The organism is Massilia sp. IC2-278 (genome assembly GCF_020708045.1).
GTDB lineage: Bacteria > Pseudomonadota > Gammaproteobacteria > Burkholderiales > Burkholderiaceae_D > Telluria.
Genome location: NZ_JAJFES010000024.1, coordinates 23725 through 37349, shown reverse-complemented (window position 1 = coordinate 37349; position 13625 = coordinate 23725). Strand labels below are relative to the sequence as shown.

At 65.4% G+C, this 13625-nt stretch carries 13 protein-coding genes; 7 read left to right on the top strand and 6 right to left on the bottom strand.

The window, feature by feature from the left end:
* Window positions 1–319 precede the first annotated feature (319 nt).
* A complete protein-coding gene (locus LK540_RS24010; RefSeq protein ID WP_229439923.1) occupies window positions 320–1072 on the top strand; it encodes a tetratricopeptide repeat protein in 753 nt (250 codons plus the stop codon).
* A gap of 127 nt (window positions 1073–1199) precedes the next feature.
* Here LK540_RS24010 and LK540_RS24005 read toward each other — a convergent pair whose 3' ends face one another.
* From LK540_RS24005 to pyrC, 5 genes are all read right to left on the bottom strand, one after another.
* On the bottom strand, window positions 1200–1568 hold the full coding sequence (locus tag LK540_RS24005; RefSeq protein ID WP_229439922.1) for a glyoxalase superfamily protein: 369 nt from the start codon (window positions 1566–1568) through the stop codon (window positions 1200–1202).
* Window positions 1565–1924: a hypothetical protein gene (locus tag LK540_RS24000; protein WP_229439921.1), complete on the bottom strand. Its 360-nt coding sequence runs from the start codon at window positions 1922–1924 to the stop codon at window positions 1565–1567. Before LK540_RS24000 ends, LK540_RS24005 begins: the two co-directional genes overlap by 4 nt.
* Window positions 1925–2033: 109 nt before the next feature.
* Window positions 2034–3026 carry a Gfo/Idh/MocA family protein gene (locus tag LK540_RS23995; protein WP_229439920.1) on the bottom strand — a complete coding sequence of 331 codons (993 nt, stop codon included), beginning with the start codon at window positions 3024–3026 and terminating at the stop codon, window positions 2034–2036.
* Complete coding sequence (locus LK540_RS23990; protein WP_229439919.1) at window positions 3027–3833, bottom strand: DUF3025 domain-containing protein; 807 nt, start codon at window positions 3831–3833, stop codon at window positions 3027–3029. It abuts the gene before it with no gap.
* A gap of 2 nt (window positions 3834–3835) precedes the next feature.
* Window positions 3836–4891, bottom strand: coding sequence for a dihydroorotase (gene pyrC / locus LK540_RS23985; RefSeq protein WP_229439918.1), 1056 nt, complete (start codon window positions 4889–4891; stop codon window positions 3836–3838).
* Between the two features lie 106 nt (window positions 4892–4997).
* Between pyrC and LK540_RS23980 the strand changes: the two genes are divergently transcribed.
* The 4 genes from LK540_RS23980 (at window position 4998) to LK540_RS23965 (ending at window position 9342) form a co-directional block, all read left to right on the top strand.
* Entirely contained in the window at window positions 4998–5186 is a 189-nt protein-coding gene (locus LK540_RS23980; RefSeq protein WP_229439917.1) for a hypothetical protein, read from the top strand.
* A 395-nt stretch (window positions 5187–5581) separates the two neighbouring features.
* Window positions 5582–6850, top strand: a complete 1269-nt coding sequence (locus LK540_RS23975; RefSeq protein ID WP_229439916.1) for a dicarboxylate/amino acid:cation symporter — start codon at window positions 5582–5584, stop codon at window positions 6848–6850.
* A gap of 77 nt (window positions 6851–6927) precedes the next feature.
* Window positions 6928–8217, top strand: a complete 1290-nt coding sequence (locus LK540_RS23970; RefSeq protein WP_229439915.1) for an amidohydrolase family protein — start codon at window positions 6928–6930, stop codon at window positions 8215–8217.
* A gap of 39 nt (window positions 8218–8256) precedes the next feature.
* Window positions 8257–9342 (top strand): type II asparaginase, encoded by a 1086-nt coding sequence (locus tag LK540_RS23965; RefSeq protein ID WP_229439914.1) that lies wholly within the window; start codon window positions 8257–8259, stop codon window positions 9340–9342.
* A gap of 263 nt (window positions 9343–9605) precedes the next feature.
* On the opposite strand, the gene LK540_RS23960 is transcribed toward LK540_RS23965, so the two are convergent.
* On the bottom strand, window positions 9606–11456 hold the full coding sequence (locus tag LK540_RS23960) for an ABC transporter ATP-binding protein/permease (RefSeq protein WP_229439913.1): 1851 nt from the start codon (window positions 11454–11456) through the stop codon (window positions 9606–9608).
* 62 nt (window positions 11457–11518) lie between these two features.
* Here LK540_RS23960 and LK540_RS23955 point away from each other — a divergent pair, with 62 nt between their 5' ends.
* Window positions 11519–11959 carry an acyl-CoA thioesterase gene (locus LK540_RS23955; protein ID WP_229439912.1) on the top strand — a complete coding sequence of 147 codons (441 nt, stop codon included), beginning with the start codon at window positions 11519–11521 and terminating at the stop codon, window positions 11957–11959.
* Window positions 11959–13563, top strand: a complete 1605-nt coding sequence (locus LK540_RS23950; RefSeq protein WP_229439911.1) for an alkaline phosphatase — start codon at window positions 11959–11961, stop codon at window positions 13561–13563. Before LK540_RS23955 ends, LK540_RS23950 begins: the two co-directional genes overlap by 1 nt.
* The last annotated feature ends 62 nt before the right edge of the window (window positions 13564–13625 follow it).

The following is a 13625-nucleotide window of genomic DNA, read 5'->3' as shown; positions in this document are numbered from 1 at the left end:
CCGATGAAGCGGGAACGATCTCCCGCTTCGATGGCAACTGCTTATTTGTCATGTAAATCCTCCAGGGACATATTGTCCACTATTTGGATGTCCATGAATCCCGGACCCTCTCAACCTGACCCCGGCTGTTGGTTGGGCGGGCGCGAAGAGTTCCTGAAAGTCTGACCACTGTAGGGTTTCGTCAAACCTGTCGAATTTTGTGCCATGGTGTGACAATTCGATAGACATTTGGCATCTGTTTGGAGATATCGTTGCGACCGGAGCAATACGCCCTTGTGGGGGCCTGCTCCGTCCCGATAACAACAAACACGACTCGGCCATGCCCTATCTCGGACTCGGACTTCACTTCCTCGTTGCGCTCTTCTTTGCGATCCACGCGGTGCGTACCGGACGCCAGATGTACTGGCTGCTGATCCTCTTCTCCTTCCCGCTGCTCGGCAGCATCGTCTACTTCGCGGCGGTCTTCCTGCCGCACTCGCAGATCGAGCGCCAGGCGCGCCTGGCCGGGCGTGCCATCGGCCGCACCCTCGACCCGGGCCGCGAGGTGCGCGAGGCCCAGGCCGACTTCGACCTGACCCCGACCGCCTACAACCAGATGCGCCTGGCCGGCGCCCTGCTCGACAATGGCCAGAGCGCCGAGGCCGTGGCGCAGTACGACGCCTGCCTGCGCGGGCCGTTTGCCGCCGACCCGGAGGTGATCTTCGGCGCGGCGCGTGCGAAGCTGGCGAACGGGCAGCCGGAGGCGGCGCTGGCGCTGCTGGCGCCCTTGCAGGCCAAGCAGCCGGGCTTCCGCTCCGAGGAAATGGCGCTGGAGCTGGGCCGGGCGTATGCGGGCACCGGACGCGCGGAGGAAGCGGGCGCGCAGTTCGAGACGGCGGTGGAGCGCTTTGGCGGAATCGAGGGGCGCGTGGAGCTGGCCTTGTGGGCGCTGGAGAGTGGGCGCCAGGCGCTGGCCGAGCGCGAGTTGCAGGAGATTGCGCATGCGCGCAGGCATATGACCAAGCACACGCGCGGCTTGCACCAGGGTTTGTTCAGGCGGCTGGATGCGGCGGTGGGGGGCGGGAAAGGCTGATCGAGGGATCAGGCGCCGCACAGCGTGGACTCGGGAGTCCACCCTACAAAGCGGGTTCGTAGGGTGGACACCTGTGTCCACGCGGTATGGAACGTATGAAAATCCGGGCGGCGTCCGGCAAACGCTGCTATGTGCTGATCGCCGTCGTGAACGTCAACCGGTTCCCGAACGGGTCCTTCACCGACATATCCCGTGTGCCCCATGGCATCGCATCGATCCCTGGCCGCGCATACGCGTAGTCCTTGTTCGCCAGCTCCGCGTGCAGGGCATCGATATCGTCGACCTCGATACGCATGGCCGCACCGGGACAGCAATCGCCATGGTGCTCGCTCAGGTGCAGCACGCAGCCACCGCGCGAGACCTGTACGTAGAGCGGCAAGCCAGGCTCGAAGCGGTGCTCCCAGTCGACCTGGAAGCCCAGGAAGCCGACATAGAATTCGCGCGCCTTGGTTTCGTCGAAGATGCGCAGGATCGGTGTGGTGGCGCCCAGCTTCATTGTCCGGCTCCGGCCGGCGCCCCGTCGACGCGGGTCAACTCGACCCCATCCACCGTCATCTTCCACTTGTCGCCCTCGCGGTGCGGCGGCTTGCTGACCACGAAGGTCGAGCGCACCAATGCAAAGCCAACGTCGAAGTTATCGCCATCGAAGCCTTGCAGGTCCAGGCTCAGGTCGAGCTTCTTGCCCGGCCGGTCGCGCTTGTACTTGACCTTGCCCTCCTTGTTCAGCTGAAGGCGCATGTCCTTGCCCTGCCAGTCGCCGACGTAGGCCTGCTTGTCGGCGGGGACGGGATCGGCAAAGGCAGCAAGCGGCAGCAGGAGTGCGGCGAGGATGGCGGCGCGAAGGGTATGCATGTTGAACTCCGGGGTTGAGAGCACATCTTGAGAGCACATCGATAAACGATCCAGTATTCGATGCGCCGCACAGCTTGTCAACATGCATACGCCGCCCGGCGTGGCGCGCTTACGCCACCCGGTCGGCGTCGTAGCGGACGCCGATCTGGCGCCGGATCTCGTCCATCACGCGCATTAGCGCCAGCGTTTCGTCGTGGGTCATGCCGGGGCTTTCGATGAGGCCCGCCTGGAAGCAGCGCTGCGCCTCCATCGCCTCGTGCACATAGCCGTTGCCGAGGTAGGGCGTGTCGACCGTGCGCGTGCTGCCGTCTTCCAGCGCCACCGTCACCGAGCGGGCGCGGTGGAACATGGTGTTCATGCGCACGTGGCCGCGCGTGCCCGACACGGTCAGTTCGCCCGGCGTGCGCGCCAAAAACGAGCAGCTGCACACCGACATGCCGCCGTCTTCGTGGCGCAGCGTGAAGCCGGTCTGGACATCGACGCCGGTGGGGCCGAGCTGCGCCTGCGCCCGCACCTCGCGCACCGGCCCGAGCAGGCTGGCCGCGATCGACAGCGGATAGATGCCCAGGTCGAGCAGCGCGCCGCCACCCAGCGCCGGATTGAACACGCGGTGCTCGGGACCGAAGCTGGCGGTAAAGCCGAAGTCGGCCACCACCTGACTGACCTCGCCGATCTCGCCCGAGGCAATGATGCGCTTGACCTCCGCCAGCGCCGGCAGGAAGCGCGTCCACATCGCCTCCATCAGGAACAGCTTCTTTTCCCGCGCCAGTGCGACCACCTGCTCGGCCTCGCGTGCATTCACGGTGAACGCCTTTTCGACCAGCGCGCCCTTGCCGTTATTGAGCACCAGCAGCGCGTTCGCCGCGTGCTGGGGATGCGGCGTGGCGATGTAGACCAGGTCGATGTCGCCGGCCGCGGCCAGCGCCTCGTAGGAAGCATAGGCGGCAGCGGCATTGAATTCAGCGGCAAAGGCGTCGGCCTTGTCCTGGCTGCGCGAGGCCACGCCGGCGAGCACGGCATCGGGCAGGTCGGCCAGTGCGGTAGCGAATGCGCGCGCGATCTTGCCGGTGCCGAGGATGCCCCAGCGGACTTGTGTGTTCATTCAGATTCTCCGTTTCGGGCGGAACACGCCGGTGTCGGCATAGAAGGCGACGTCCTGCCCTGGCCACCAGCCGGGCACGCCGAGCACCGGCAGCGGCGTGAAGCCGGAGGTGGCCAGGGGGTCGCTCGCCAATTCGAACGCCACGCGGGCGTCGATCCAGGCGCGCTGTTCATCGGGCGGCAAGGCAAAGTACGCATCGTCGGCGAACACCACGCGCGTATGCGCCGTGATCGCCTTGCGCGGCGCCACCAGCTTTTCCATCAGCGCGTGGCCGAACAGCCAGACCTGGGCATCGCGGCCGAACATGGCGCGCTTCTCGAACAGCGCCGCATCCCAGCAGTGGGCGCGCAATTCGTCGACCAGCGCGCGGCCCGCGTTCGAAAAGCGCACCACCAGCAAGGCCGCGTTTTCGTCGAAGATGGTGGCCGCATCGCGCGCCGGTCCGCGCGACTGCCCTACCCCGCCGGCCGCCGCGATCTGCGCTGCCTGCAAGGCGTTCAGCTGGCGTTTGATGAGGGGGAAGGTCTGCCACACCAGGCCATTGAAGAAGTCGTGCAGGTTGTCGCGCGTGGGCACGCCGCCGGTGGCGCTGATGAATTCCTCGTAGGCCGTCCCTTCGGGCAGCGATTCCTGCGGCACGAAGGTGATCGGCAGATCGCGGTGGTTGCGCAGGGCGAGGCTGGCCGCATTCCTGTTGAAGGCGGCGCCGAAGCCCGCCGATAAATCGTCGCCTTCGAGGCCGAGGCGCTCGAAGGCGGGGCGGACGCTGTCGTACCAGGGGTGGGACCAGTCGATCTGCGCCAGCATGCTCAAGCCTGGACCATCTTCCAGCCGATGTCCTCGCCGGCGTTCAGCGGCACCAGGCGGTCGTCGCCCATCGGCACCGTGTTCGGGATGGTCCAGTTCTCGCGCACCAGGGTGATGCTGCCTTCGTTACGCGGCAGGCCGTAGAAGGCCGGGCCATTGAAGCTGGCGAATGCTTCCAGCTTGTCGAGCGCGCCGGCGTCGGCAAAGGCTTGCGTGTACAGCTCCATCGCGTGCAGCGCGGTGTAGCAGCCGGCGCAGCCGCAGCTCGATTCCTTGGCGCCGATGGCGTGCGGCGCCGAATCGGTGCCGAGGAAGAAGCGCTCGTCGCCGCTGGTGGCGGCAGTCACCAGCGCCAGGCGGTGTTCTTCGCGTTTCAGCACCGGCAGGCAATAGTAATGCGGGCGGATGCCGCCGCGGAAGATCTCGTTGCGGTTGTACAGCAGGTGGTGAGCGGTGATGGTCGCCGCGATCGGGCCTTCGGCCTCGGCCACGTACTGGGCCGCATCCTTGGTGGTGATGTGCTCGAAGACGATGTTCAGGGCCGGCAGGTCGCGGCGCAATGGGCGCATCACGCGCTCGATGAACACGGCTTCGCGGTCGAACAAATCGATGTCATGGTCGGTCACCTCGCCGTGCACCAGCAGCGGCATGCCGACTTCCTGCATCACTTCGAGGGTCTTGTAGCACTTCTTCAGGTCGGTCACGCCGGCGGCCGAATTCGTGGTGGCGCCGGCCGGGTAGAGCTTCACGGCGTGGATGAAACCGGTGTCCTGGGCACGGCGGATCTCGTCCGGGTCGGTGTTGTCGGTCAGGTAGAGCGTCATCAGCGGCTCGAACTGTACACCTTCCGGCAGCGCGGCCAGGATGCGGTCGCGGTAGGCCAGCGCGTCGGCGGCGGTGGTGACCGGCGGCTTCAGGTTCGGCATCACGATCGCGCGCGCGAACTGGCGCGCGGTATGCGGCAGCACGCTGGCCAGCGCCGCGCCGTCGCGCAGGTGCAGGTGCCAGTCGTCGGGGCGGGTGATGGTGATGGATTGCGGGATCTCGATGGTGGACATGGCGGCTCTCGGAATGCGGACGGCGGTATTTTACCTGTATAGCGAGTGGTGGAGCGCGCCTGAACTTTCGGGTAGATTGAGGGCCAAATGAAGAAAGGAGGTGAGCATGGACGATTTGCCAATGTCACGGGAGCCGGGATCCGAGGCACCTTCGGAGGCGCAGAAAGCGTTTATCGCGCGGGGACAAGCTGGCTTTACCGAAGCGCTGGAAAGTGGGGAATTTTATACATCGGACGAGGTAATGACTGGGCTGGATACGATGCTTGCGGAGTTTGAACAAGGCCAGCTGCCTTAGCCAGGTCCAGTGAGGGCGCCCCTCAGGCGATCAGACACCGGGCACAGACAATCCGGTTGGCCCCTTGCGCGCGAAATCCATTTCGTGGGTCTACCACGACCAAGCCGTCCAGGGCCTGGCCCGTCAACATGTCCAGCACTTCGCCGATTATCCCGGGCGAGTGCGAAGGGCTTGCAGCCCTTCCCGATTTCGAACATGTTTACAACAGTAGATTCATGCTCCTGGGCGTGCTTGACAGCACTAACAGTGCCTAGGATACTGCGGAACTTGCCAGGATAATCAGAACGTATTCCGTTCGCACGCAGAACCACCCCATTTTGCCCCAGCTTCGCCGGCGCCAGGACCACGAATCCCGGCGCAGGCGGGATAGAACGCAGGCCGACCACAGGACGCACATGAATAATCGAAACCGCCTTACCACTTACATCCTGATCGGCCTCGTGCTCGGCATCGTCGTTGGCTACATCGCCAACACGACCATGGCGGACCCGAAAAGCTTTGCCGACACGCTGTCGCTGCTGACGACCATGTTCCTGCGGCTGATCAAGATGATCATCGCGCCGCTGGTCTTCTCGACCCTGGTGGTCGGCATCGCCAAGATGGGCGATGCGAAGGAAGTCGGCCGCATCGGCGTCAAGGCGCTGGGCTGGTTCGTGATCGCTTCGGTGATCTCGCTGTCGCTGGGCCTGGTGCTGGTGAACCTGTTCCGTCCGGGCGATGCGATGCACCTGGCCGGCATGGCGCCGCCGGTGGACGCGAAGACCGACATCGTCACCACCGGCCTGACGATGAAGGAATTCATCACCCACCTGATCCCGGCCTCGATCGTCGAAGGCATGGCCAAGAACGAGATCCTGCAGATCGTCGTGTTCTCGATCTTCTTCGGTACCGCCGCCGCCGCCGTCGGCGCGCGCGCCACGCCGCTGATTGACGCCGTCGACGGCATCGCCCACATCATGCTGAAGGTCACCGGCTACGTGATGAACTTCGCGCCGATCGCCGTGTTCGCGGCGGTGGCCGGCGTGATCGCCAAGAGCGGCCTGGGCGTGCTGTCCACCTACGGCATCTTCATGGCCGAGTTCTACCTCGGCATCATCCTGCTGTGGGTGATCCTGATCGGCATCGGCATGGCCTTCCTCGGCCCGCGCGTGCTGCGCCTGATCGGCCTGCTGAAGGAACCGACCATCCTGGCCTTTACCTGCGCCTCGTCGGAAGCGGCCTTCCCGAAAACCCTGGAAGGCCTGGAGAAGTTCGGCGTCAAGAACCGCCTGGCCGCCTTTGTCCTGCCGATCGGCTACTCGTTCAACCTCGACGGCTCGATGATGTACTGCACCTTTGCCGCGGTGTTCATCGCCCAGGCCTACGGCATCGAGATTCCGCTCTCGACCCAGATCATGATGATGCTGGTGCTGATGCTCACCTCGAAAGGCATGGCCGGCGTGCCGCGCGCCTCGCTGGTGGTGATCGCCGCGACGCTGGCCCAGTTCAACATTCCGGAAGCCGGCCTGCTGCTCCTGCTGGGCATCGACCACTTCCTGGACATGGCGCGTTCGGCCACCAACGTGATCGGCAACGGCATTGCCACCGCCGTGGTGGCGAAATGGGAGGGCGACCTCGAGGAACCCGTGCCGCACAAGGACGTCGCCACATCGCCGCTGCGCTGACCGCGCTACAGGAGACACCGGGGCCTTCCAGCAATGGGAGGCCTTTTTTTCATAAGAAGAGCAATCGAGGAGACAACATGAAACAGCTGGTCGCAGCAGGTTTGCTGCTTTCCCTGAACGGCGCCCACGCCGCCACCCAGACGGTCGACTGCGGCCGTTTGCTCGACGTGAAAAGCGGCACCTGGCGCGAGCGCGTGAGCATCGTGATCGAGGACGGGACCGTGAAATCGGTGGGGCCGATGGCTTCGACACCCGCCCCGGGCCGCATCGATTTGTCGGCCAAATCCTGCCTGCCGGGCCTGATCGACATGCACGTGCACCTCACCAGCGAAACCCAGCCCGTGGTCGACGCCTACCGCGACCGCCTCACCGCCGACCCGGCCGACCTGGCCTACCGCTCGGTGAAGTATGCCGAGCGCACCCTGATGGCCGGCTTCACCACCGTGCGCGACCTGGGCGCCGAGCAGGCCCTGAACGTGTCGCTGAAACGCGCGATCGCGGCCGGCGCGATTCCCGGCCCGCGCATGTTCACGGCCGGTAAATCGATCGCCACCGCCGGCGGCCATGCCGACCCGACCAACAATTTGTCGCACTACCTCAGCCACGCGATCGGCACGCCGGGCCCTGCCGAGGGCGTGATCAACAGCCCCGACGAAGGCCGCCAGGCCGTGCGCGAACGCTACAAGGAAGGCGCGGACCTGATCAAGATCACCGCCACCGGCGGCGTGCTGAGCCAGGCCGCCAGCGGCCAGAACTCGCAGTACACCGAGGACGAACTGAAGGCCATCGTCAGCACGGCGAAGGACTATGGCTTTCGCGTGGCAGCCCATGCCCACGGTGCCGAAGGCCTGAAACGCGCCCTGCGCGCCGGCGTCGACTCGATCGAGCACGGCACCCTGATGGACGACGACAGCGTGGCCCTGTTCAAGAAGACCGGCGGCTGGTACGTGCCGACCATCTCGGCCGGCCGCTACGTGGCCGACAAGGCGAAAGACCCGAACTATTATTCGGCCCTGGTGCGCCCGAAGGCCGCGGCCATCGGCCCGCAGCTGCAGGCCACCTTTGCCCGCGCCTATAAAGCCGGCGTGAAGATCGCCTTCGGCACCGACGCCGGCGTGTTCCCGCACGGCGAGAACGCCAAGGAATTCGGCTACATGGTGGAAGCCGGCATGACGCCGATCGACGCCATCCGCGCCGCCACCATCCACGCCGCCACCCTGCTGGATCAACCGAAACGCCTGGGGATGCTGGAGCCGGGCTTCGCGGGCGACATCGTGGCCGTCGACGGCGATCCGCTGCGCGACATCAAGCTGCTCGAACAAGTCAAATTTGTGATGAAAGAAGGCGTCGTCTACAAAAATCTGTAATCGGGGTTCGCGGCGCCAGGTTTTTTAAGGAGAAGGTCCATGCTGTTCCAACGTTATTCCCGTTCGGCCGCCGCGCTGTTCGGCTTCCTGTTCTGTGTCGCCCTGGCGGCCCAGGCGCAAACCCAGCCGGCCAAACTGCCGAACGTGACCATCCTCGCCACCGGCGGCACGATTGCCGGCACCGGCGCCACCAGCACCACCACCGTCGGCTACACCGCGGCGACCGTGGGCGTGGGGGCGCTGATCCAGGCCGTCCCGGAAATCACCAAGGTGGCGAACGTCACCGGCGAGCAGGTGTTCCAGATCGCCAGCGAAAACATGGGCAACGAGCACTGGCTGACCTTGGCCAAGCGCGTGAACGTGCTGCTGGCGCAGGCCAACGTGGACGGCATCGTCATCACCCACGGCACCGATACGCTGGAAGAGACGGCCTATTTCCTGAACCTGGTCGTCAAGAGCAAGAAGCCGGTGGTGGTGGTCGGGTCGATGCGGCCGTCGACGGCGCTGTCGGCGGACGGGCCAATCAATTTGTACAACGCGGTGCTCCTGGCGGGGTCGCAGGAAGCGGTCGGGCGCGGCGTGCTGGTGGCGCTGAACGACCAGATCCAGAGTGCGCGCGACGTCACCAAGACGAACACCACCACGGCCGATACCTTCAAGGCGACGGAACTGGGCATGCTGGGTTATATCCAGGGCGGCAAGCCCTACTTCTACCGTTCGCCGACGCGCAAGCATACGGTGGAGACCGAGTTCGACGTGAGCAGCCTGTCGGTGCTGCCGCAGGTGGAGATCGCGTATGCGCATGCGAACGTGGGGCCGGTGGCGGTGGAGGCGCTGGTGGCCTCGGGCGCCAAGGGGCTGGTGCATGCGGGCGTGGGCAATGGCTCGCTGCCGGCCAAGGTGCGGCCTGCGCTGTCGGCTGCGCGCAAGAAGGGGGTGATCATCGTGCGTTCGAGCCGGGTTGGGCAGGGCATCGTGGCGCGGAATGGCGAGGCGAATGACGATGAGCTGGACTTCGTGGCGGGAGATAATTTGTCGCCGCAGAAGGCGCGCATCTTGTTAATGCTGGCGTTGACCAAGACTACGAATACGAAGGACATCCAGAAGATGTTCGGGACATATTAAGGCGGTGTGCAGGCGGTAGCGGGGCTGTTGCCTGCCCTGTTATTGGTGGGTTGAATCCGCGTGGGCACGAGTGCCCACCCTACGGGACACGCTACGTATCCGCGTTCCGTATGATTTCATCGTTATCGGTGACGCTCCGGGTTTCGACTGATCTTGCCTGAAACGGTGACCGTAGGGTGGGCACCTGTGCCCACGCGGATCATGCGAACCGATACATCATCACGCAACAGCGCCACGTCCCCCCGCACGGGACACGACCAACCTTACTCCTCCTGCTGCAACTCCAACGGCGGCGACGCCAACTCCTCATCCGGCCGCGCCAGCTGGCGCTCCCACATCTGCGCATACAAGCCACGCGCCGCCAGCAAACTGCCGTGCGTCCCGCGCTCCACGATCCGCCCATGATCGAGCACGATGATCTGCTGCGCATCCGCGATCGTCGACAACCTGTGCGCAATCACCAGCGTGGTCCGGTTCTTCGCAATCTCCTTCAACTGCCCCTGGATCGCCTGCTCCGACTTCGAGTCCAGCGCCGACGTGGCCTCGTCGAAAATCAGGATCGCCGGATTCTTGAGCAAGGTGCGCGCAATCGCCACCCGCTGCTTCTCCCCGCCCGACAGCTTCAGCCCGCGCTCGCCGACCATGGTGGCATACCCGTCCGGCAAGCTCTCGATGAACTCATGGATCGACGCCGCGCGCGCCGCCGCCACGATGTCGGCGTGGCTCGCCCCCGGCCGCCCATACGCGATGTTGTACTCGATGGTGTCGTTGAACAGCACCGTATCCTGCGGCACGATGCCGATCGACGAGCGCAGCGATTGCTGGGTCACATTGCGGATATCCTGCCCGTCGATGCTGATCGATCCCTTGTTAACGTCATAGAAGCGGAACAGCAGCCGCGACAGGGTCGACTTGCCCGAGCCGCTGTGCCCCACCACCGCCGTGGTGGTCCCGGCCGGAATCGCGAAATCCACATCGAACAAGATCTGCCGCTTGGCTTCATAACTGAATTCCACGTGCGAGAACGCCACGTGCGCCCCTTTCGTCACCAGCGCCTGTGCCGCAGGTGCATCCGCCACCTCGCGGTTCTGGTCCAGCAGCCCGAACAGGCGCTCCATGTCTGCCAGCGCCTGCTTGATCTCGCGGTAGATCACGCCCAGGAAATTCAGCGGGATGTACAGCTGGATCATGAACGAGTTCACCAGCACCAGGTCGCCCAGCGACATGGTCCCGGCGATCACGCCTTCGGTGGCGCGCCACAAGATCAAGGTCACGGCCGTGGCGATGATCAGCGACTGCCCCGTGTTCAAGACCGACAGCGAGGTCTGCGAGCGCACCGCCGCGTTCTCGTAATGCTGCAGGCCGGCGTCGTAGCGCTTGGCTTCGTAATCCTCGTTGCCGAAATACTTCACCGTCTCGTAATTGATCAGCGAGTCGATGGCCTTGGTGTTCGCCTTTGAATCGAGCTCGTTCATGGTGCGGCGGAAGTGGGTGCGCCATTCCGTCACCACGACGGTAAAGGTGATGTAGGTGGCGAGCGCGCCTGCCGTGATCACGGTGAACCAGATGTCGTAGTTGAAGGCCAGGTAGCCCAGCACCAGCGTGATCTCGACCAGGGTCGGCAGCACGTTGAACAGCGAATACGAGATCAGCGAATTCACGCCGCGCGTGCCGCGTTCGATATCGCGCGTCATGCCGCCGGTCTGGCGGTTCAAGTGAAAACGCAGCGACAGCGCATGCAGGTGCCGGAACACCTTCAACGCGATGGTGCGCACCGCGCGCTGGGTCACGCGCGCGAACAGGAATTCGCGCAGCTCGGTGAACACCGTGGTGGACAAACGCAGCGCGCCATAGGCGATCAGCGCGCCGACCGGCAGCACCAGCAGGGCCTGTGGATGGGCCGGGTCGATGGCCAGCTGGTCGATGAGTTTCTTCAGCACCAGCGGCACGCCGACGTTCGCCATCTTGGCGCCGATCAGCGCGCCGAGGGCGGCGATCACGCGCCACTTGTAGACCCAGAGGTAGGGGAACAGGGTGCGCAGCGTGGCCCAGTCGGTGCGCTGCCGGTCCTTGTTCTCGGGCGGTGGAAGGGATGAAGCAGAGGAGCGTCGCATGACAGGGGTCCGGGATTTGTGGTTCAATTCGGGTCGATTGTAGCTTTTCACGAGAATTCACGATGACCACGCCAGAAAAAGACGACACCCCGACCAACCGCCTGCCGGAAGGGAAGATTCCGCAGCTGCGGGTGATGCCGGGTGCCCCCGACGCCAACATCTATGGCGATGTGTTCGGCGGCTGGATCATGGCCCAGGTCGACATCGCCGGCTCGCTGCCGGCCACCCGCCGCGCGAATGGCCGCGTGGCCACCATCGCCGTCAACTCCTTCCTGTTCAAGAACCCGGTCTTCGTCGGCGACCTGCTGTCGTTCTACGCCGATATCGTCAAGGTCGGCAACACCTCGATCACCGTGTACGTCGAGGTCTATGCCGAGCGTAACCGCCTGCAGTCGAACATCGTCAAGGTGACCGAGGCGACCCTGACCTACGTGGCCACCGGCCCGGACCGCAAGCCGCGCCAGCTGCCGCCGCTCGAATCGCTGATCCACCACCAGCAGTAATGGAAGGACTGCGCCGCGCTTTCCTGCTGGACGCGGCGCGCCTCACTGCCGCCACCACGGCTGCCACCACGGCAGCCACGGCCGGCCTCGGCTTCGCCGCCAGCGCCAGCGCAGCCGGCCCCGCTTATCCCTTCAGTCTCGGCGTCGCCTCGGGTTCGCCGCTGCCTCACGCGGTGATCCTGTGGACGCGCATCCTGCACGATCCTCTGAACGCGGCATCGACGCCTGCACTCGCCCTCACGGTGCGCTGGGAAGTGGCCGAGGACGAAGCCTTCCGCAAGGTCGTAGCCAAAGGCAGCGCCGTCGCCTCCCCTGCCCTGGCGCACAGCGTGCACGTCGACGCCACCGGCCTGCAGCCGGACCGTCCCTACTGGTACCGCTTCATGCTGGGCGACGCGGTCAGTCCCGTCGGCCGCACCCGTACCGCGCCGGCGCCGAACGCCATGCCGTCCATGCTCAAGCTGGCGGTGGCGTCCTGCCAGCACTGGGAGTTCGGCCATTACGCGGCGCACCGCCACATTGCCCAGGCCGCGCCCGACCTGGTGGCTTTCCTCGGCGACTACATCTACGAATGGGGCCCCTACCAGCTGCGCCATCCGCCGCGCGCGGTGCGGGTTGACGAATCGTTCACGCTGGCCCAGTACCGCGCACGTTATGCGCAATATAAAAGCGACCCGGATCTGCAGGCCGCGCACCGCGCCGCACCGTGGATCGTGACCTGGGACGACCACGAGGTGGCCAACGACTACGCGGGCGACGTCGACGAACGCCTGTCCGCCGATTTCGCCAAACGGCGCGCCGCCGCCTACCAGGCCTTCTACGAACACATGCCGCTGCGCCTGCCCGTGCCCAAAGCCGGCTTCGGCTTCCTGCGCATGTACCAGCGCTACGACTGGGGACGCCTGGCGCGCTTCCACGTGCTCGACGACCGCCGCCACCGTTCCCCGCTCGCTTGTTCGAAACCCGGCCGCGGCGGCTCGAACGTGGTGCTGGCGCGCGCCTGCGCCGAGCTGCGCGATCCAAAGCGCACCATGCTCGGCGGCGAGCAGGAAGCCTGGCTCGCCCAGGGTTTGTCGTCGTCGAAGGCGCGCTGGAACATCCTGGCCCAGCAGACGCTGGTGGCGCAGTCGAGCGGCGTGCCGGTGCAAGCGCCGGGCGACGGCCGCTTCTGGACCGATGGCTGGGACGGTTATCCGGCGGCGCGGCGGCGCCTGCTCGATACGATCGCGAAGAGCGGCGCGCGCAATCCGCTGGTGCTGTCGGGCGACGTCCACACCTTTTATGCGGCCGAACTGCGGCGCGACTTCGGGCGGCCGGCGTCCAAAGCGAATCCGGTGATCGCCGCCGAATTCTGCGGCACCTCGATCACCTCGAGCTCGCGTCCGCAGGCGCGCACCCAGGAAAACGTCGAGCGCAACCCGCACATCCTGTACGGGCGCAGCGACCGCCGCGGCTACATGCTGCTGGAGATCACGCCGAAAGAGGCGCAGGCGCGCTTCATGGCCCTGGACGAGGTGCGCGACCCCGCATCCAGGCAGTCGATGCTGGCCGCGTTCGCCGTCGACGATGGCGCACCGGCCGTCCGCCGGACCGGCGGCGCCTGAAAAAACCGGCCGCACGGCATGGACAAAAAGTTTAAAGGTAACAAGTAACCGGGCCTATTTCG